The sequence below is a fragment of the Paenibacillus sp. J22P277 genome, assembly GCF_059383675.1.
In genome coordinates this window covers 382,914-403,630 of the sequence record NZ_JBXENS010000007.1, presented here as the reverse complement: position 1 = coordinate 403,630, position 20,717 = coordinate 382,914, and the positions used below count along the sequence as shown (strand labels likewise).

The following is a 20,717-nucleotide window of genomic DNA, read 5'->3' as shown; positions in this document are numbered from 1 at the left end:
CCTTCAAGAATTCGGAAACCTTCCGCCCCGCGCAAAAATCCGCCTCAGCCGCCTTCTCTGAATTTGCGCGGCGTCGTCCCGACCGTCTTCATGAACGCGTTGTAAAACGAAGGCTCGCTCTGATAACCTACGATCTCGGCGATGTCCTTCACCTGCAGCATGGTCGTGCGCAAATACCGCTTGGCCGCCTCCATGCGGCAGTAGATGAGGAACCGGATGGGGCTGACGCCTACCGTTTCTTTGAACAGATGCGCCAAATGGTACTTGTTCATGAACGTCTCGGCGGCCAGCGATTCCAGGGTGAGCGGCGCCGCGTAATTCTCTTCCATCATCCGCTTGGCCTTCCAGACCGCCTCCTTGGCCGTCGAGCGGGTGCGCTCCGCCGCATCGCCGTAATGCGCGATCCGCGCCAGCTTGACGAACAGCAGGCCAAGGTAATGATCCGACGCCAGCCGCGACTCCGGCTCCATCCGCCCGTACTCCCCGATGCATGCCCGCATCAGCGCGGCGATCGCGGGCATCTGCTCGTGAAGCGCGATGACCGGATCGCGGTCCGGGTCGAGAAAATAATCCGGCGGCAGCTCGCCGACCTGCATGTCCGTAAACCCGATGTACGTCGCGCGAAACGGATGCTTCGTGGACAGCTCCTTGTGCCACAATCCCCGCTGGTAGAAGAGCAGCGTCCCCGGACCGGCGGTATAGCTCCGGCCGTCGATCTCGAACTCGCCCTCCCCTTCTTCGACGAGCAGAATCTCGCTGTTGGCGTCGTGCTTGTGAAGCTCCAGCATGAACCGGTTCGGATTGCCGTCCGCCAGGAACGCGGCACCCGAGATAAACGCCGGCCGGCTGCGGAACAGCGAAGCCTCGCCCATCGTCTTCATCTCCTTCGATGCGTGCCTCGTACCTTAGCCTTCGAACGTGCGCGTAACCGTTCCTCTATATCGCAAGAATGGATAGTTTTTCCCACAAGCCCTCTTATTGTTTCGCTGATCCCGTTGGCATACCCTATTAATAGAGAGCGCTTGCAGGTTTTATTCTCAGCATAGCGCATAACCGCGATACGATACAACATTAATTAGTTCGAGGAGCGTGTCCGAAGTGCTGCAATTCAAGAAACGGCTGTTGTCCGACGAGAAATACGAGGCTTGCGCGGTATTCGACGTGAACGGCGACGGCGTGCCGGATATCGTCAGCGGCGCATATTGGTACGAGGGACCGGATTACGCGAAGAAGCATTTTATCTGCGATGTCCTCGCGATCTCCGAATACCACGACGACTTCTCCGATTATCCGTTGGACGTCGACGGCGACGGCCGTCCGGACATCGTCACGGGCGGCTGGTGGGGCGAGACCCTTCGCTGGCGCCGGAATCCCGGGGATTCCGGCGCCGCATGGGAGACGTTCGACATCGACCGCTGCGGCAGCATCGAGACGATCCGGTACCTGGATATCGACGGCTGCGGCGTGCCGGAGATCTTCCCGAACACGCCCGGCGAGCCGCAGGCGTTCTATAAGCTCGTATGCGATGCCGAAGGCCGGGGAACCGGCGAGTTCCGGAAATTCGTCATCGGCGAAGGCCCGAGCGGCCACGGCATGGGCTTCGTCGACGTGAACGGCGACGGCCGCATGGACGTGATCCTGCCCGGCGGCTGGCTCGAGCAGCCGGCGGATCCTTTCGCCGGTTCGTGGACGTTTCATCCCGAGTTCTCGCTTGGCAGCGCCAGCGTGCCCATACTGGGCCATGACGTGAACGGCGACGGCTTGATCGACCTGATCGTCGGGCAGGCGCATGATTACGGGCTGCATTGGTACGAGCAAGGACGCGCGGCCGACGGCTCGCGGACGTGGACGAAGCACGAGATCGACATGAGCGGCTCGCAGTTCCACGACCTATGGCTGGTCGACCTCGACCTCGACGGAGAGCTCGAGCTGATCACGGGCAAGCGGTACCGGGCGCACAACGACGGCGATCCCGGCGCATTCGACGACATCGGCCTCTACTATTACAAGATCGGCGGCGGCGCTTTCGAGAAGCACGTCATCGACTACGGTCCGGCGGGCGAAGCTTCCGGCGCGGGCATCTATTTCTGGGTGCAGGACTTGAACGGCACCGGCTATCCCGACATCGTGGCCCCCGGCAAGGACGGTCTCTATCTCTTCGAAAATCTCGGCACAAGCGAGGGTGAACGGACATGAGCAAAGTAAGAATCGGTTTCGTGGGCGGCGGCGGCATGGGGCAAATGGCGCATCTCAGCAACTACGCCGTGCTGTCGGACGAATGCGAGGTCGTGGCGCTGGCCGAGATTCGGCCGCAGTCCGCCGCGCTCGTCGCGGCGCGGTACGGCATTCCGGACGTGTACGGCCATCACATGGAATTGATCGAGCAGGCAAAAGTCGACGCGATCGTCGCGCCGCAGCAATACCGCCATCACGCGGCGCTCATCCCGGATATTCTGCGCGCGGGCATTCCCGTCTTCACGGAGAAGCCGCTCAGCCTGACCGTCGAAGCCGGCCGCGAGCTGGTGCGCATCGGCGAAGAGACCGGCACCCTGCACATGGTCGGCTACCATAAGCGTTCCGACCCGGCGATGGAACGCGCCAAGAAAGAGGTCGACGCCTGGAAGGCCAGCGGCGATTTCGGCAAGCTGCGCAGCATCCGCGTCACGATGCCGCCAGGCGATTGGACGGCGGCGGCCGACAAGCCGCTGAACGCGGGCGACCCGTATCCATCGCTGCAGCAGGAGCCGGGTCCGGCCGACTTCACGGAGGAGCAGACGCGCGAACTGGACGCGTTCGTCAATTATTACATTCACCAAGTGAACGCCATCCGGTTCTTCCTCGGCGAGAACTACAAGCTGACCTTCGGCGACCGCGCGGGCGTCCTGCTCGTCGGCGAGAGCGACGGCGGCGTCACGGTCAGTCTCGAGATGGCGCCGTATCTCACCTCGGTCGAATGGCATGAGCACATCCTCGTCGCGTTCGAGAACGGCTTCGTCCGCGTCGACCTCCCGGCCCCGCTGGTGCGCCAGCAGGCGGGCAAAGTGACGATCTACAAGGACAACGCCCGGCGCGGCGAGCCCGAGATCAGCCAGCCGATCATGCCGAACGTCTCGGCCATGCGCAACCAGGCCCGCAACTTCCTGGCCGCGGTCCGCGGGGAACGCCCCGCCCCCTGCATCGCCAAAGAAGCGCTCGAGGACCTCGTCTTCGCCCGGTCGTATATCGACTTCATGTCGCGCACCTACGGCAACGGGTTGGCCAAGGTATAGATCGGCAAGCCCCTGTTGGGGAAGTTCTGCAAATCATGTTTTATAAAGCCACCGCGGATGCATGGGCCCGGAGGAGGCGCGGAGTCGGAGATCGCTTTTATAGTCGGAATTCTACCGCTACCCTGGCTACTCGGATGAGAGGATTCCGAACTACGACATCGAACGCAAACCGGTGCCGCCGCAAGGCCCGCATGCCATCTGCCTTTTTCAACCATTCCACCAGAACGGGGTGTTCCTATGAGAAGAGTGGCCATCATCGGAGCCGGCAGCGTCGTCTTCTGCAAGACGCTGATCCTGGACATCATGGCAACCGCGGCGTTGGAAGAAACCGAGTTCGTCCTCATGGCGCCGTCGACGACCAAGACGACGCATGTCAAGTCCTACATCGACCGCGTCATCGCGCACAACGGCTTGAAGGCCAAAGTCTCGATCACCACGGACCGCCGCGAAGCGCTCGCGGGCGCGAACTACGTCATCTGCTCGTTCCAGATCGGCGGCCTCACCGCCTTCGAGCTCGACTACCAGATTCCGCTCAAGTACGGCGTCGACCAATGCATCGGCGACACGCTCGGCCCGGGCGGCGTCTTCCGCGCCCTGCGCAGCATTCCCGTCATCCTCGACGTGGCGCGCGACATGGAGGAGCTGTGCCCGAAAGCGATCCTGCTCAACTACGTCAACCCGATGGCGATGATCTGCTGGGCGCTCGGCGAGACGAACATCCAATACGTCGGCCTCTGCCACGGCGTGCAGACCACGCTCGACCTCATCTCCGGCTATACCGGCGTGCCGAAGCAAGAGATCGATTTCGTGACCGGCGGCATTAACCACATGGGCTGGTTCCTGAAGATCGAGCACAACGGCGAGGACCTGTACCCGCTGCTGCGCGAGAAATTCGAGCAGCCGGAGTTCTACGTCAACGAGAAGGTGCGCGGCGAGGTGTTCCGTCACTTCGGTTATTTCATGACGGAGTCGACGGGCCACTTGTCCGAATACGTGCCGTGGTTCCGCCACAGCCGGAAGGCGCTCGACCTGTACTGCGACGAGCCGGCGTTCGGCGGCGAATCCGGCGCGTACTACAACTGGTGCGTCTACGTCGCGAACAAATACACGGAAGCCGACCTGCTCACGGAAGAGTCCGCCGAGCTGCCGCCGCGCAGCATCGAATACTGCGCCTACATCATCGAGGCGCTCGAGACCGGCAAGCCGTTCAAGTTCAGCGGCAACCTGCGCAATAACGGCATGATCAAGAACCTGCCGGACGACTGCTGCGCCGAAGGCCTCGTCTACGCCGACCGCACCGGCATCCACCGGACGATCGTCGGCGAGCTGCCGGCGCAGTGCGCGGCGCTGAACCAGACGAACATCAACGTCCAGCGGCTCGCCGTCATGGCGGCCAAGTCCGGCGACCCGGAGACGGTGGTGCAGGCGATCGCCCTCGATCCGCTGACGTCCTCCGTGCTGACGCTGAAGGAAATCCGCGACATGGTCACGGAGATGCTGGACGCCGAGCGCGAGTGGCTGCCGCAGTTCGGCAACCGCCGTCCGCGCCCGACGCCGACGATCGCCATCCCGCAGGACGTCCGGCGCGCCGACGTGCCGATCGATCCGGCGCTCGCGATCTTCGCCCGTCTCGGCGAGCTGGCGCAGTAACCGCCGTCTTTCTTCGGCAGCGGCATTATCCCAGAACAAAAAAACGCCAAGCCCTAATCGGCTTCGCGTTTTTTTTGCCTGCGTTTCCCTATTTCCCGCTCGTTATCCCTTCAGCTCCCGCAGCACATCCTCCAGGAACGGCCAGGTCCGCTCCACGGACGAGATCGACAGATGCTCGTCGGGCGTATGGATCTCGTACATGTTCGGCCCGAAGGAGATCGCGTCGAGCTCCGGCATCTTCTCGATCAAGACGCCGCATTCGAGGCCGGCGTGGATCGCCTTGATCTCGATCAGCTTGCCGAAGCGCTTCTCGTACGCCGCTTGGAAGACGGGGCGCAGCTTGGAATCCGCGCGGTACGGCCAGCCCGGGAAATAATGGTCCGTCCGGAACTCGCAGCCGACCGTTTCGCCCAGCGTCCGCATCGCGCGCACGACCTCGTCGACTTGCGAGCGCATCGAGCTGCGCGACAGGCTTTGCATGACGACATGCGTCTCGTTCACCGAGACGACGCCGAGATTGGAGGACGTGCGCACGAGGTTGCCGATCGCCTTGTCCATGCTCAGCACCCCGTTCGGGATGAGGGTCAGCAGCCGGATGACGGACGCCTTCACGTCTTCCGCGAACGCTTTGCCCGAGGCCGCCGCAGTGCCCGCTCCGCTATTCGCGTCGAAACCGGCATGCAGCACGACCGTTACGCCTTTGTCGCTCGCTTGAAATTCATCCTTCAGGATCCGGTTGACCTCGGCGATGCGGACTTCCGCCGCCTGCTTGCCTTCGCCGCTCAGGTACACCGCCGCTTCCGCTTCGCGCGGAATCGCATTGACCTTCATCCCGCCGCTAACGCCCGCGAGATCGAACGCCGTATGCCGGCGCAAGTCGTCCAGCACGCGGCCGAGCAGCTTGTTGGCATTGGCCCGCTCGTGGATGATGTCGTCGCCGGAATGGCCGCCCATCAAGCCCTGCACGGCGATCGTGTACGGCTCGCCCGCAGGCGCTTCTTTGTAGGCCAGGGCAACGGAATGATACGCATTGATGCCGCCGGCGCTGCTGACGAACAGCACGCCTTCGCGGTCGGAGTCGAAATTGATCATCATGCGGCCCTTCAACTGCGAAGCGTCAAGATGGAACGCGCCGCCCATGCTCGTTTCTTCCTCCGTCGTCATCAAAATCTCCAGCTCCGGATGCGCCATATCCGGCGTATCGATGATCGTCAGCGCCGTCGCCACCGCGATCCCGTTGTCCGCGCCGAGCGTCGTGCCTTCCGCGTAGATCATGTCCCCGTCGATTTTGAAACGGATCGGGTCCTTGGCAAAGTCGTGCACGGTCGATTTGTTTTTCTCAGTGACCATATCCAGATGGCCTTGGAAAATGACGGCCGGCGCGTTCTCGTACCCGGGCGCCGCCGGCTTCCGGATGATCAGGTTGAACTTGTCGTCCTGAATCACCTCGCAGTTCCGTTGACGCGCGAAATCCGCGACGTAATCGCTGATCGCCTTCTCGTTGCTCGATCCCCGGGGGATCTTGGAGAGCACCTCGAAGAACTGCAGCACCCTGCTGTCGCCCGTATATACCTTGCCTGACGTATCGCTCATATGTAAAAATCCTCCTTCTCGATTAGAGACGTATAGGTTCAGTTTAGCGCATACGGACAATAAACGCCAAATAAGGCGATTGGTTTTCGTTTACCGACGGAGGTCGGGAAATGCAGCATTCACCCGTTTACCTACGGAGGTCGGGAAGTTCGGCACTCGCGCCGCAAAAAGTCCAAGCCGCCGAAGAAAACATTTGACAGCCGCTCTCTCGATATGATATTTATTTATTAGTCAATAAATAACCATGAGGAGTCGCTTCAGTCATGACACCCAAAGACGATCCATCCCTTAACCGCAAAGAACAGATTCTCGATGCCGCGGCTTCGCTATTCGCGGAGAGCGGCTATTACAAGACGACGACCGCCGATGTGGCGCGTGCCGTAGGCGTCACCCAACCCTATGTCTTTCATTTCTTCAAATCCAAGGAAACGCTCTATCTCGCCGTCCTGGAACGGGCTTACCGGCGCATCCTGCATGCCTTCGCCGCCGTCGAAGCGCCGCCCGAGCAGCTGCAGGAAACGATGGGCAAAGCATTCGTGGATCTTCTCAACGGCCATCGCGATGAAATCCTGCTGGTCATGATGTGCTATACGACTCCGGAGACGTCAGTCAGGGACTATACCCGCGGCGAATTCGAAGCCATCTTCGATCGCGTAAAGACGCGATTCGAGGAGGCCGGTCTGGACGATGCGGATGACAAAGCGAGCAGCTTCATCGGCCACGGCCTGCTGATCGCGATGTCCGAAACGCTGAACCTCCCTCATATCTGCCGCTGGCGCGAGAAGGATCCCGAGAAATACGGCCAAAGCGCGAAACCCGCGGACCCGCATGATTAAAATTCCGAGCTAGTATTACGATAAGGCACCGCCCCCTTTCACGAAAGTCAACGATTCCGTTCATGAGAAAGCAATCCGCTTACGACAAGGCAGCGCAGGATGCGAGTCCCCGTTGCTTTTTATCGGACCATCCATTTATTTATCAATAAATAATAGATCGCCGCATTCATTCGGTCTTTTATTTATTTATCTATAAATAAGTAATGAAAAGGAGTGTTTCGTTCCATGTTCACCGCTTCGCGCGTTAAACTGCTCGTCGTCACCTGCACCGCATTATTCATGGCCATGCTCGACAATCTCGTCATCGGTGTAGCGCTCCCCTCCATTCAGGAATCCTTTCATGCCAGCCTGTCCGACCTCGAATGGTTCATGAACGCGTATACCCTCGCTTTCGCCGTGCTGCTCATCCCGTTCAGCGTGCTCGGGGAACGCCTCGGCCGCAAGCGCATGTTCCTGGTCGGCATCGTGATCTTCACGCTCGGCTCCGCCTTATCGGGGATCAGCGAGAGCTCCATCCAGCTCATCCTGTCCCGCGCGCTGCAAGGCGTCGGCGGCGCCGCGATCGTTCCGCTCAGCTTGACGCTCGTCAATTCCGCGTTTCCGCCGGATAAGCGGGCGGCGGCGCTCGGCATCTGGTCCGGCATTTCGGGGCTCGGCCTGTCGATCGGTCCTCTGGTGGGCGGTTTGATCGTCAACGGCGCGCCCTGGCAGCTGATCTTCTGGGTCAACGTTCCCGTAGGCATTCTCGCTTTCATCTTCGGCATGAGGTGGCTCCCGGAAGCGCGGGGCGCGCGCAAGCCGTTCGATCCGCTCGGCATCCTGCTGCTCGGCGGTGGATTATTCGGCATCGTGTTCGGACTCGAACGCGGCAATGGCGACGGTTGGGGCTCCGCGACCGTCCTCTCCTTTCTGATCGGCGGGGCGGTCCTGCTCGGCTTGTTCTACCTCTGGGAACGCAGCCGCAAGCAGCCGTTCATCCGTTTCGAGCTCTTCCGCAGCCCGAAGTACACGAGCCTGGTTATCGCCGGTTTCTGGATGAACGCCGGGATCTTCTGCGCCATCTTCCTGCTCACGCTGTTCCTGCAGCAAGCGCAGGGTTATTCCGCCCTTGAGGCCGGCGTGCGCGAGATGGCCTGGACCGGCTGCACCATGCTGGCCGCGCCGCTGGCGGGACTCGCGGTCGGCAAATTCGGCACCCGGGCCGTGCTGACTGCCGGCCTGCTGCTCCAAACCGGCGCCCTGCTCGGCTTCGGACTGGAAATTCTCAATATGGGCGTCGACTTCTCGTTCGGCTACCTGCTGCCGTTCATGATGATGGCCGGAGCCGGCATGGGGCTCAGCTTCACCCCGATCTCGCACGGCATCCTCTCCTCCGTGCCGGAATCGGCCGAGGGCGAAGCGAGCGGCATGAGCAACGCGATGCGCGAGCTCGGCGGCGTGTTCGGCATCGCGATCGGCGGGCTGGTCTTCCAATCGGGAGCGGCCATACAGTCTCCCGCCGACTTCGGCGACCACATCGTGCCGGCCCTGTTCGCCGGCGCGGCGATGATCGCGATCAGCCTGCTCAGCGTGCTTGCCATTCGCGGCCGCCAAGCCGCGCGCCGCGGGCTAGCCGCGAACGAACCGGCTTAAGCCGGGAACTGCCAAGCGCGGGCACCGAAGCGACGCAGCAAAAAGCCGAACGCATCCTTCCCGCGTTCGGCTTTCTGCATGTCCGGAGGGCATGCCCCGGGCAGCCTAATGCGCCGATATATGCTAAGGCAGCAGATACCCTTTGGCCACCGCTTCCTCCAGCAGCCCTTCGACGAACGGCCCCAGTGCCGGCGCCGCTTCGGCGACGACCGCGAGCCGCTTTCGCACGGCGTCGACGCGGACGCCGTGCGCCCGCCAGGCTTTGCCCTCGGTATAAAAATTGTGCAGCACCGGGTGAAGCCGGTCCATCGCTGCCGCGTATCTCGCTTCGGGCGTCCGTCCTTCCTCGAACTCGAGCCACAGGTCCGTCCACGCCGCTTGTTGGTCCGCCGGCAGAAGCCCGAAGATGCGCTTGGCCGCCGCCGTCTCCCGCTCCCATTTATCCGCATGCCCTTGAACGTCGTAGGCAAACGTATCGCCGGCGTCGATCTCGACCACATCGTGAATGAGCAGCATATGCACGACCTTCCCGATATCGAGCGCCGATTCCGCCGCGTGCTCTTGCAGCAGCAGCGCCATCACGGCGATATGCCAGGTATGCTCCGCGTCGTTCTCGCGCCTGGAGCCGTTCATCAGGTACGATTGGCGAAGCACGTGCTTCAATCCGTCGATCTCGCGCACGAACGCGATTTGTTTTCCGATCCGGTCGGTATCCATTCCATAAACTCCTTTGCGAACCTAGGTTTGAGGCTTTCTCCTACTAGCTTACCATCCGCCGCGGGCTTCAAACGGGATCTATGTCCTCGCCGCAGCCGGATCGGCTTTGCGCCGCCGAAGCCGCTGCGGATGCCACCTAAAACACGCCGCTTCCCGCAGGAGACGATCGAAAAAAGACGATCCCCGGCACGTTGCCGGCGGATCGTCTTCTTCGTGCCGCAGCGGAAGCCGGCGCCGTTCATTGTCGCCCCCTGCCGCTGTCAGCCGCCCGCTACCCGCTGCCCAGCACCGCGCCGAACTGATTCGTGAACATCTCGTAATACGTGCCCCGTTGAACCATTAACTCGTCATGCGAACCGCGCTCCATGATGCTGCCGTGCGCGATGACCATGATCGTGTCGGCGTCCCGGATCGTATTCAACCGATGGGCGATGACGAAGCTGGTCCGTCCCTGAAGCACGCCCTTGAGCGCGTCTTGAATATGAAGCTCCGTCCGCGTATCGATGCTGCTGGTCGCCTCGTCCAGGATGAGAATGGACGGATCCGCGAGGATGACCCGCGCGATGGCGAGCAGCTGGCGCTGTCCTTGGCTCAGGTTGCCGCCGTTCTCCGCCAGCTGCGTATCGTACCGCAGCGGAAGCCGCCGGATGAACGGAGCGGCGTTCGCGAGCGAGGCGGCCCGCTCCATCTCCGCGTCGGTGGCGTCCGGTTTGCCGTACTTGATGTTGTCCCGGATCGTGCCGGAGAACAGGTACGTGTCTTGCAGCACGATCCCGAACGCCTGCCGCAGGCTGTCCTTCGTATACGCGCGGATGTCCCGCCCGTCGATGAAGATCGCGCCGCCCGTCACGTCGTAGAACCGCGTCAGCAGGTTGACGATCGTCGTCTTGCCCGCCCCCGTCGGCCCGATCAAGGCGGTGCTCGTGCCTTCCGCCGAATCGAAGCTGATGCCGCTCAGGATAGGCACGTCCGGCCGGTAGCCGAACGAGACGTTATCGAAGACGACATGGCCGCGCGGCTGGACGAGCGCGACGGCGCCGGGTTGGTCGTCCGGCTCTTCCTCCTCGTCCAGTACCTCGAACACGCGCTCCGCGCCCGCCACGCCGGATTGCAGGATATTGAACAGGTTCGCGAGGTCGATGAGCGGCCGCGTGAACTGCCGGGAATAGCTGAGGAAGCTGGCGATGACGCCGACGGTAATATGCCCGTTGACCGCGAGCAGGCCGCCGACGATCGCCACGGCCGCGAAGCCCAGGTTGTTGATGACGTTCATGATCGGCATGAGAAAGCCCGAGCGGATCTGCGCCTTGATGCCGACCTCGCACAACTCGTCGTTGATCGATTCGAACTCGTCGATCGCCTTTTGTTCGCGGTTGAACGCCTTGACGATCTCGATGCCGGAGATCGTCTCCTCGACATGCCCGTTCAGCTTGCCGAGCTTGTTCTGCTGCTCTTTGAACAGCGGCCCCGTCGCGCGCGCGATCGAGCGCGTGAGCCAATACACGGCAGGCACCGTGACCAGGCTAGCGAGCGTCAACCACGGACTGAGGACGAGCATCATGACGAGCGCGCCGACGATGGAGATGGAGCCCGTCATGACCTGTGCGGCAGACTGCGCCACCGTGTTGCTGACGTTGTCGATGTCGTTGGACATCCGGCTCATCAGGTCGCCGTGCGTCCGCGTGTCGAAGAACCGGATCGGCAGCTTCTGCAGCTTGGCGAACAGCGACGTCCGCAGCCGGCCGACGATGCGCTGCGAGGCGCCCGCCATCAGCCAGCCCTGCAGGAACGTCAAGCCCCCGTCGGCGATATAGGACGCGACCATCGCGAGCAGGGCGATCTCGAGCGAGCCGAAATCCACGCCGCCTTCGCCCGCGCCCGTCATGGCGTCGATCGCCACGCCGATCAGATAAGGCGCAGCAAGCAGGATGACCGAATCGACCAGCACGATCAGGAAAATGATCGCGAGCAGCTTGCGTTCGTTGCCGAAATACGACCACAGACGCTTGAGCGTCGCCTTCAGGTTTTTGGGCTTGACGATCGGGCCTCCCCGACCTCCCCGGCCGGCCATGCCCATCGGCGCCGGCATCGGCCGGGCCGGAGCCGCCCCGCTGCCCGGAGCTTCCTTCTTCTCGCTGCCCTCAGACATTGGCCTGCGCCTCCTTGCCGGTCTGCGACCGATAGATTTCCTGGTAGGTCCGGCAATCGCGCATCAGCTCGTCGTGCTTGCCCGAACCGACGATTTCCCCGTTGTCGAGCACGACGATCCGGTCGGCGTCCATGACCGACGTCATGCGCTGCGCGATCAGCAGGCAGGTCAAGCCTTGCGCGTATTCGCGCAGCGCCGCCTTGATGCGCGTCTCGGTCGCGGCGTCAACCGCGCTCGTGCAATCGTCCAGGATGAGAATCGCCGGCTGCCGCACGAGCGCCCTGGCGATGGACAGCCGCTGTTTCTGGCCGCCCGAGAGATTGACCCCGCCCTGCCCGAGCTTGGTGTCGTAACCCTCCGGGCACGCCTCGATGAAGTCGTGGGCCTGCGCCATCTTGGCCGCCCGGATCATCTCCTCCTCGGTGGCGTTTTCCTTGCCCCACAGCAGGTTCTCGCGGATCGTGCCGGTGAACAGCACGGTCTTCTGCGGCACGATCGCGATCCGCTCCCGAAGCCGGTTCGGCTCGACGTCGCGGACATCCGCGCCGTCGACCTCCACGGTGCCGGCAGTCGCATCATAGAACCGCGGAATCAAGTTGACGAGCGTGCTTTTCCCCGATCCGGTGGAACCGATGATGCCCACGGTCTCGCCGGACCGGCAGCTCAGCGTGACGTCGCGCAGCACGGCATCCGTTCCGCCGTACGCGAACGATACGTCCTTGAACGCGATGCTGCCCGCGGCGGACGCCGGCGGATTAGCCGCCTTGCCGCTCCAAGCCATCGTATCCTGCTCCGCGAACACCTCGCCGATCCGTTCGGAGGATGCTTTCGCCCGCACGAACAGGTTGAAGACGTTGGAAATCATCAGCAGCGAAAACAAAATTTGCGTCATGTAGTTGATGAAGGCGATGATGTGCCCGACCTGCATATGCCCTTGGTCGACCCGCTGGCCTCCGAGCCAAATCACGACGGCGATGCCGAAATTGACCGTCAGCATGATGCCGGGACTGAAGACGGACATCATCCGCATGGCGCGGGACGAGATCGCCTGGTACGAGCGGTTCACGCCGTCGAATTTGTCCGTCTCGTAGTCGAACCGGTTGAACGCTTTGACGACGCGGACCCCCGAAAGATATTCGCGCGACACGCCGTTCAAGCGATCGAGCGATTTCTGGACCCTCGCGAACAGCGGGAAGCCGATCCGCATGTTGAGGAAGATCAGCACGGCCACCATCGGCACGACGACGGCAAGCACGACCGAGAGCGGCGGGTTGAGGCGGATCGCCATGATCAGGCTGCCGAGGCAGATCAGCGGCGATTTGACGAAAATGCGCATGAGGCCGTTCGTGAAGTTTTGCATCTGCGTCACGTCGTTGGTCAGGCGGGTGACCAGGGACGCGCGGTCGAACTTGTCGATGCTGCCCGCGCTCAGCGTCTGGATCTTGCCGAAGAGATCCGAGCGCAGCCGGGTTCCGAAATTCAGCGACACGTGGCTCGAGATCACGTTGCGCAGCGTAGCGCCCACCGCCCCGACGGCGGTCACGAGCAGCATGTACCCGCCGAAACGGACGACGTAATTCAAATCCTTGTTCGCGACCCCGACGTCGATGATGCGCGACATAAGCGTGGGCTGAAGGAGATCGCAAAGCGCTTCCAGCGTCAGAAACAAGAGCGCAGCCGTGAAAGGCTTGCCGAACCGACGAAAATAAGGCTTCAGATAACTCAATTTCAGGACTCCTTGCCGAATTCAAATAGACTTGCCTGTTCTCGAAAACGCGCGTGCGGCACTATGGCCGCTCAGGACGGCGGACAACGTGCCCGGGTCCGGTATACCGGCATCCCCGGCATGGCAAAGCGGCGATTTCCCCTCGGGCGGAAAACGGCGGCAGCGGCCGGCCCCCGAACGCCGCTCTGTTTGGCGATCGCACGACGGGCAAAGCCGCGGCAAAGAGACCGCCGATGCCCCGCCGATAATGCCTGCCGATCGATTGATTGCCGTCACCCGTCCGGCTCCGTTTCCGCTCTTATACTTCTCATTATAACTTGTGGTACGATAGGAATGGAAATATAAACGCAAGGAGCGTGCCGTTATGAAAGAAGAGCTTTTACGCCGATTTACCTCCTACATAGAAATCCACACGCAGTCCGACGACGAGAGCGATACCTGCCCGTCCACGGAAGGACAATGGAATCTGGCCCGTCTGCTCGAGCGCGAGCTGAAGGAAATCGGCCTGACGGACGTCGCGCTGGACGAGAACGGCTACGTCATGGCGACGCTGCCGGCGAACACGGACCGCGCGGACGTGCCGACGATCGGCTTCATCTCCCACATGGACACCGCGACCGATTTCACGGGCGACGGCGTCAAACGCCAGGTCGTGGAGCACTACGACGGCGGGGATATCGTGCTGAACCGCGAGCTGAATATCGTCCTCTCGCCGCGCGAATTCCCGGAGCTGACCGGCTATAAAGGCCAAACGCTCGTCACCACGGACGGCACGACGCTGCTCGGCGCCGACGACAAGGCGGGCATAACCGAGATCGTCACGGCCATGGCCTACCTCGTGAAGCATCCCGAGATCAAGCACGGCCGCATCCGCGTCGCCTTCACCCCCGACGAAGAGATCGGGCGCGGCGCGCACAAATTCGACGTCCCGGGCTTCGGCGCGGACTTCGCCTACACGATGGACGGCGGCCCGCTCGGCGAACTGGAATACGAGAGCTTCAACGCCGCCCAAGCGGTCATCACGGTCAAGGGCGTGAACGTCCATCCCGGCACCGCCAAAGGCAAAATGATCCATTCCGGCAAAATCGCGATGGCGCTGCACAACCGGTTGCCGGCCGGCGAAGCGCCAGAGTTCACCTCGGGCTACGAAGGGTTCTATCACCTGATCTCGATGCAAGGCAATACGGAGCTGACGAAGCTGGTCTACATCATCCGCGACCATGACAAAGAAAACTTCGCGCACCGCAAAGCGACCGTCGAATCGATCGTGGCCGAATTCCGTCAAACGTACGGCGAAGAGCGCATCCTGCTGGAGCTGAAGGACCAGTATTACAACATGGGCGAGAAAATCGAACCGGTCAAATACATCGTCGATCTCGCCCACGAAGCGATGACGAATCTCGGCATCGCGCCGATCGTCAAGCCGATCCGCGGCGGTACGGACGGCTCCCAGCTGTCGTACATGGGCTTGCCGACCCCGAACATTTTCGCCGGCGGCGAGAATTTTCACGGCAAATTCGAATTCGTCTCGCTCGAGACGATGCAGAAGGCGACGGAAGTCATCATCGAGATCGTGAAGCTGATCGAGCAGCGCGGGCGTTAACGTTTCCCGCGCGTCGACTCTATACTGCTCTATATTGCGCTATACTGCTCTATATTGCTTCAACAAGAAAAGCTGCCGATGCGAATCGGCAGCTTTTCTTGTATCGACCTGTCCGGGCTTGGCCGTTCGGCCGCACGTCCCGTTCTTGCCGAGCGGCGCGGGGCGAAGGCGGACATGGCGAACCTGCCGCGACCGCAGCCACGAACGCCGTTACGCTCATCGCGTACCGAGATGATCGAGCGCCCAATCGCACCACTTCAGCTCGGTTTTCGCGTTCAGAATCTCCCGCTCGAGCAGGAAGAAAGGGCCAAGGAATTGCAACGGTATTCCGCTTTCGTCCTCTCCGTGCGCTTCGCGCTTCAGCCTAAGCCGTTCGTTCCTGGCTTCCAGATCCGCCAGCCTCTGCTCGTACAGCATCCGTCTTTCCTTCAGCAACGCGATGGTCTGCTCTTCGTCGAACATGCTGATGCTGTGCATCTTCAGCGCGAATTCGTCGCGGATCACCGGCTCGGAAGTAGGCTCGGCCATCCACTTCTTCAACACCTCGAGCCCGCTGTCGGTCACGAAATACACTTTTTTATCCGGCTTGTTGACCTGTTTGACCGATTCGAACCGGACATAGCCCTGCGATTCGAGCTTGCCTAGAATCGGATAGATCTGACTGTGGTCGGCTTTCCAAAACAGCTTCATGCGCTCGATGAGATCGTAGCCGGAACAGGATTCGATCGAGATCGCGCTCAGCAGGCCGTACGACAATGTATTCATTCGTTTCAATCCCTTTACCGTAAGTTTAGAAATACATCCTATGTTGATATTGACATACCTTGATTAGCGAGTTATGATGGTGCCTGAGTTCATTATATGTGAATATCAACATACTATCAAGGATGAGAGGCGCATTCCATGCAACTATCAGGAAAAGACATCAAGGTCGTACCCGTCATCATCGCCATATTTTTCGGCAGCTTCATATCCGTTCTCAACGTCAGCACGATCAATATCGTCATCCCCGTCCTGCAGAAGGAATTCACGGCCGAGCTCAGCGTCGTCCAATGGACGTTGACCGGATTCATGCTGGCGATGGGAACTTTCGCGCCGGTAACGGGGTATTTCGGCGAGCGGTTCAGCTACAAACGCTTATTCATGACCGCGCTTGCGGGGATGATGGTGGCCTCCGTATTCTGCGCGCTGTCGACGAACGCTACGATGCTCATCGCGTTTCGCATCTTGCAAGGCGCTTTCTGCGGCGTGATTATCCCGACCGCCATGTCCATTATCTATCAGATCGTCCCTAAGGATAAGCAGCCGATCGCCATGAGCCTCTGGGCGGCGGCAACGATGTTCGCGCCGGCCATCGGCCCGACGTTCGCCGGCTGGATGCTCCAGCATTTCTCCTGGCAGTGGCTGTTCTGGTTCAATCTTCCGTTCGGCTTGCTGGCCTTGGCCATGGTCGCCATCTTCATTCCGTATTACCGCATGAACGTACCCAAGAAGCTTGATCTACCCGGCCTGATCACGGTCGTGATCAGCAGTTCCTCCTTGCTCGTGTCGCTGTCCCAGGGCAATGCGTGGGGATGGGGCTCGTGGAAAACGCTGCTGCTGCTCGGCGGGGGGCTGTTGTTCCTGATCCTGTTCATCTGGCGCGAGCTGACGACGGATGCGCCGCTGCTCGATCTGCGCGTATTGAAGAACGCGCGGTTCACGCTGACGTCGGTGATCTTATGCATCACGGCGATCAGCCTCTACTCCGGCACGCTGCTGACGCCGATCTTCCTGCAGAACGTGCAGCAGGTCTCGCCGCTCGATGCCGGCCTCGTCTTGCTCCCGGCCTCGCTCGTGATGGCGTTCATTACGATGTTCATCGGCAAGCTGTACGCCGGCATCGGACCGCGGACGCTGCTGATCGCCGGGACCCTGTTGCTCGCGATCGGCAGCTTCCCGCTCAGCTGGCTCAGCGTCGACATCTCGCACGGCTACATTCTCCTCTGGATGTGCGTGCGCAACGTCGGCGTCGCGCTGCTGATCATGCCCGCAAGCAATGCCGGCATGGAGGAAATTCCGCCGGAGCTCAGCGGACATGCCTCCAGCATCTCGAACTGGCTGCGCAACGTCTGCTCCTCGTTCGCGATTGCCCTGTTCACCTCGCTGCTCGCCTCCCAATCCGGCAAACACGCGTCCGCGCTTGCCGCCGGCGGGAAGGCCGACAAGCTGCAAATTCCCGGGCTGGCCTATACGATGAGCATCGACGACGTTTACTTGATCGCGACTATAATCGGGCTCGTCGCGCTGCCGTTCAGTTTCTTCATCCGGCAAAAGAAGCGCAGGGCGGTATCGCCGCGAAAGGTCGCGCTCGAGTCTTGAATGTTAATTGCCTATCTTCAAGTCCTTTCAAAAACGCATACAGGCAGCCGATTTTCTAATCGGCTGCCTGTATGCTTTTGAACATCGGCTGATCTGGAGGGCCTCGTAAATGCGATTCTATTGCATGCCCGACAACGCCGTTATTTGGTTGGCGTATGCGGTCCAATCCTTCGCATCCGTATTGATTTCAACGGTCGGCACGATCGATAAGCGAGCTTGTTCGCGAAGTTCGGCTTGGGTTTGCCTGAATTCGGCCGCCGACTTGCCGATCTCTTCTTCCGTTTTGTTCTTCCACTCTTCGGGCGTCCGGCTTTGCATTCGTTGCGCTATCGTTTCGGAAGAGACCGTTAACAGCACGCAGTGCGCCCCCAGGCGAAGCAATTCGCTTTCAAGCGATTCGATTTCTTGCGTAGGCTCGTCCGGATATGCGGTTCGATGATTCAAATGAAACCTTTCCAGGATAAAAAAGAGCCCTCGCGACGCACGCGACGCATCCGGCCCCAGATAGGCCGCCCAATCGTTCAGTTGCCGCAGCATGCTAACCCGTTCCTTCAGCAGCCGAAGGTGGTCGTCGCGATGCAAACGTTGCAATTCGCCCCGAACGTTGTTCAACACCTGGGAATAATGCTCGCTCAGAACGACGACGCTTCGTTCCGCCGATTTCTCTTGCGCGTGGAGCAGCTTCAACGCCTTTAGCACGGACGTTTTGCCGGCATGCGAATACCCCTCTAGTATAATGCCTCTGATATGGTTCATCCATGACCTCCGGTTCCGAAGAGTTGCAAACTTCCCTCCTATAGGGATGCGGACTAATGCTCGGGCGAGCACTGTATGCGATCCGCATACGTTCTTTAATAGGTGTTTGGAAATGGAATATAATGAGGAGGACGTGGCCCAAGCCCGCGCCAATGACTGGATTCATCACATCACCGGTAACCCTTAACCTTCTAGTCTTCCACGCTGTCGCATGCGATCCGGGAACGTCCCAACCAGCAGAAATTCAGATGGGAGGAATGAATTTTTGTCCGATCATAGTTCAATTCATTTTCCGAGTGACGAGGTGTTGGAACATTTCGGTTCCCGAGTGATTACTTCGCTAGGCGGAAGGATTAATCAACATTGGCTTGTAAAATGCAGGGGTGAACCGCTTGTATTACGTCTTTGGTCTAAGGATGCTGATGACATCGAATATGAGGTGCGGCTGCTAAAAAGTATCGCTGCGCTTGGGTATCCGGTTGCTCCTGTCATCGAAGGACCTATAGTGTTGGGAGGGAAGGTCTGGAGCCTTTTTCCATATCTTCAAGGCGATCCGCCCTCACTCGATGATCCTATAGCGGAACAACGAGCGCGCGGACGACTAATGGCTCAATTCCATGCCGATTTATCGAAGCTTGATGGATTCGGGCAACGTAAACAGTGGCGGCGCTGTGAAGAGATCCTCGATGATCCGACAATAGACCGATTGTTAACTGAAAACGAAAGAGAGAGGTCGGATGAAGTACGTATTTTGCGATGGCACCTTAACCGAGCACGCGAACGGGTAGAGGGTCTACAGCTTCGGCATAAAAGCGGCATCGTCATACATGGTGATTTTACACCATGGAACTTACGCTTCCAAGAGGGTAAGCTTTCAGGGATACTTGATTTCGAACTCGCGCATTGGGATCATCGAATCGGGGAGTTCGCTCTCTCATGGCGTGGTAAGTATGACGAAGTTGTATATGGGTACCATGAAGTGTCACCGCTTGATCCTGAAGAATGGGAGCTTCTTACACCATTGTGGTGGGCTGGACTTATAGAGAATGCGTGTCAGCACATGGCGGAGGGAACGCAAGACGACGGATGGATAATCAAGAAACTCATGCAACGCTCTCCTTTGATGGGAAAGACGTCCTACCCCGGCTACCCGTACTAAACCTCTTAAAAATAAAAGACGATACGGAAAACGACGAAGTTGATAAACGCCAATGAACATTCGCAGGAGTATCTCTACCCACCGGTATGACACGACGGCAGTCGGCCTCAGAACGAGCGGCTGCCGTCGTTATGCTAAAAGGCGCGATAGTCGATTGCAACTTATCCTTCCATGAATAAACATACAAAAGCCGCAAATAGTCCCATGCTATGACTTTATTAGATGTCAGGTTTTGACATTATATTCAGCGTGCTTGCTATATACTGTTCTTGATCGTTTATAAGACTGGGGGAAGAGGCATGGAGAACTATTTGCATTTTCGTGTATGGTTCAAGATTAATGGGCGTTTTAACAACAAAATCATCTACGGACCAACCATTAAGACCCCAAGCGACGCGCTATCCTATTTCAAAAAACTCCATGGTATTCAACCAAGTCATGCTGAATTGGTGAAGCAGGACCAAAATCCGGCATTCAGGTCTATATAGCCGGAGCCGCTGTCGCGAAGAGGTTAGCCAGATTGCCCTCGGGATCGCGAAAAATCCTTCGCATGCCGTGTTGTAATTATTTTTGGCTTCCTCCGAGATTCGATTCGGCATTCGCAACTTCCGCTTTATGAAACTCGTATCCACATATGAGGTGAGGGAGTTGAGATTAAAAACAGGAGCGGTTGTAGTTGTCTTAGGCGCGGTTTGTACGAATTCTGCTTTTGCCGGTCCAGATAGTCTCGAACAGAAGGCGCAAGAAAAATTCGAAGCAAATCGTCCAACGGAGGTTACGGTTAATTATAAGAAGACAAATACAGCAAAAACCTATAAAAACAATTCGGTTCCGGTCCGATTTATATTCGAAAGAACATCGGATCAGATTACGTGGAATAATAAAACAAAAACCGTTGCAGTCGTTAGAGATGGGAAAGAGCTTGTGTTTAGTGCGAAAGACGTAACCGGTTCAGAGAATAAAGTCGTGTGGCCTAAGAAATGGTTTACATTTAAAGATGGTAGAACTTATCTAGATATGGTCTATCTTAATCAAATATTCGATCGGTATGGTAATTATGAAATAAGTTCAGAAGAACGTGCATGGGCTCAAAAACTAAGCTTCCTTGGAATATCTTATATCGATAGCCTATATGGCGGAAAAGATTCTACTGAACATGTATTCATAATGTTTAACTAAAAAGTATCATTCAAGTAACCGGAAACGATAGCAGAACGAACAGGCCGCCGGTAATATCGGCGGCCTGTTCGCCTAACAGTCAGGTTC

16 protein-coding genes are annotated in these 20,717 nt (G+C 59.3%); 9 read left to right on the top strand and 7 right to left on the bottom strand.

Annotated elements, in window-relative coordinates; translation table 11 throughout:
• Positions 1-44: 44 nt before the first annotated feature.
• The gene (locus AC50YL_RS25695; RefSeq protein ID WP_494835722.1) at positions 45-872 is read right to left on the bottom strand and encodes a helix-turn-helix domain-containing protein; all 828 of its coding nucleotides are present in this window, start codon (positions 870-872) and stop codon (positions 45-47) included.
• A gap of 226 nt (positions 873-1,098) precedes the next feature.
• Here AC50YL_RS25695 and AC50YL_RS25690 point away from each other — a divergent pair, with 226 nt between their 5' ends.
• From AC50YL_RS25690 to melA, 3 genes are all read left to right on the top strand, one after another.
• Positions 1,099-2,196, top strand: coding sequence for an FG-GAP repeat domain-containing protein (locus AC50YL_RS25690; RefSeq protein ID WP_494835721.1), 1,098 nt, complete (start codon positions 1,099-1,101; stop codon positions 2,194-2,196).
• Entirely contained in the window at positions 2,193-3,269 is a 1,077-nt protein-coding gene (locus tag AC50YL_RS25685) for a Gfo/Idh/MocA family protein (protein WP_494835719.1), read from the top strand. Before AC50YL_RS25690 ends, AC50YL_RS25685 begins: the two co-directional genes overlap by 4 nt.
• 237 nt (positions 3,270-3,506) lie before the next feature.
• Positions 3,507-4,919 (top strand): alpha-galactosidase, encoded by a 1,413-nt coding sequence (melA, locus tag AC50YL_RS25680; RefSeq protein ID WP_494835718.1) that lies wholly within the window; start codon positions 3,507-3,509, stop codon positions 4,917-4,919.
• A gap of 102 nt (positions 4,920-5,021) precedes the next feature.
• On the opposite strand, the gene AC50YL_RS25675 is transcribed toward melA, so the two are convergent.
• Positions 5,022-6,512 carry an aminoacyl-histidine dipeptidase gene (locus AC50YL_RS25675; RefSeq protein WP_494835717.1) on the bottom strand — a complete coding sequence of 497 codons (1,491 nt, stop codon included), beginning with the start codon at positions 6,510-6,512 and terminating at the stop codon, positions 5,022-5,024.
• 263 nt (positions 6,513-6,775) lie between these two features.
• Between AC50YL_RS25675 and AC50YL_RS25670 the strand changes: the two genes are divergently transcribed.
• Together AC50YL_RS25670 and AC50YL_RS25665 are read left to right on the top strand one after the other, a co-directional pair.
• Positions 6,776-7,348 (top strand): TetR/AcrR family transcriptional regulator, encoded by a 573-nt coding sequence (locus tag AC50YL_RS25670; RefSeq protein ID WP_494835716.1) that lies wholly within the window; start codon positions 6,776-6,778, stop codon positions 7,346-7,348.
• Positions 7,349-7,573: 225 nt separating this feature from the next.
• Positions 7,574-8,980 carry an MFS transporter gene (locus tag AC50YL_RS25665; protein ID WP_494835714.1) on the top strand — a complete coding sequence of 469 codons (1,407 nt, stop codon included), beginning with the start codon at positions 7,574-7,576 and terminating at the stop codon, positions 8,978-8,980.
• Between the two features lie 123 nt (positions 8,981-9,103).
• Here the strand turns inward: AC50YL_RS25665 and AC50YL_RS25660 are convergent, their stop codons facing one another.
• From AC50YL_RS25660 to AC50YL_RS25650, 3 genes are all read right to left on the bottom strand, one after another.
• A complete protein-coding gene (locus AC50YL_RS25660) occupies positions 9,104-9,697 on the bottom strand; it encodes an HD domain-containing protein (protein ID WP_494835713.1) in 594 nt (197 codons plus the stop codon).
• 271 nt (positions 9,698-9,968) lie between these two features.
• Positions 9,969-11,786, bottom strand: a complete 1,818-nt coding sequence (locus tag AC50YL_RS25655) for an ABC transporter ATP-binding protein (protein WP_494836018.1) — start codon at positions 11,784-11,786, stop codon at positions 9,969-9,971.
• A 52-nt stretch (positions 11,787-11,838) separates the two neighbouring features.
• Positions 11,839-13,572 carry an ABC transporter ATP-binding protein gene (locus AC50YL_RS25650; protein ID WP_494835711.1) on the bottom strand — a complete coding sequence of 578 codons (1,734 nt, stop codon included), beginning with the start codon at positions 13,570-13,572 and terminating at the stop codon, positions 11,839-11,841.
• A gap of 364 nt (positions 13,573-13,936) precedes the next feature.
• Here AC50YL_RS25650 and pepT point away from each other — a divergent pair, with 364 nt between their 5' ends.
• Positions 13,937-15,175 carry a peptidase T gene (pepT, locus tag AC50YL_RS25645; protein ID WP_494835710.1) on the top strand — a complete coding sequence of 413 codons (1,239 nt, stop codon included), beginning with the start codon at positions 13,937-13,939 and terminating at the stop codon, positions 15,173-15,175.
• 216 nt (positions 15,176-15,391) lie between these two features.
• Here the strand turns inward: pepT and AC50YL_RS25640 are convergent, their stop codons facing one another.
• Positions 15,392-15,940, bottom strand: a complete 549-nt coding sequence (locus tag AC50YL_RS25640) for a PadR family transcriptional regulator (RefSeq protein WP_494835708.1) — start codon at positions 15,938-15,940, stop codon at positions 15,392-15,394.
• Between the two features lie 138 nt (positions 15,941-16,078).
• Here AC50YL_RS25640 and AC50YL_RS25635 point away from each other — a divergent pair, with 138 nt between their 5' ends.
• Positions 16,079-17,536 (top strand): MDR family MFS transporter, encoded by a 1,458-nt coding sequence (locus tag AC50YL_RS25635; RefSeq protein WP_494835707.1) that lies wholly within the window; start codon positions 16,079-16,081, stop codon positions 17,534-17,536.
• Positions 17,537-17,653: 117 nt separating this feature from the next.
• Here AC50YL_RS25635 and AC50YL_RS25630 read toward each other — a convergent pair whose 3' ends face one another.
• Positions 17,654-18,292 (bottom strand): hypothetical protein, encoded by a 639-nt coding sequence (locus AC50YL_RS25630; protein WP_494835706.1) that lies wholly within the window; start codon positions 18,290-18,292, stop codon positions 17,654-17,656.
• Between the two features lie 265 nt (positions 18,293-18,557).
• Between AC50YL_RS25630 and AC50YL_RS25625 the strand changes: the two genes are divergently transcribed.
• Entirely contained in the window at positions 18,558-19,451 is an 894-nt protein-coding gene (locus AC50YL_RS25625; protein ID WP_494835705.1) for a phosphotransferase enzyme family protein, read from the top strand.
• 648 nt (positions 19,452-20,099) lie between these two features.
• A complete protein-coding gene (locus AC50YL_RS25620; RefSeq protein WP_494835704.1) occupies positions 20,100-20,630 on the top strand; it encodes a stalk domain-containing protein in 531 nt (176 codons plus the stop codon).
• Positions 20,631-20,717 lie beyond the last annotated feature (87 nt).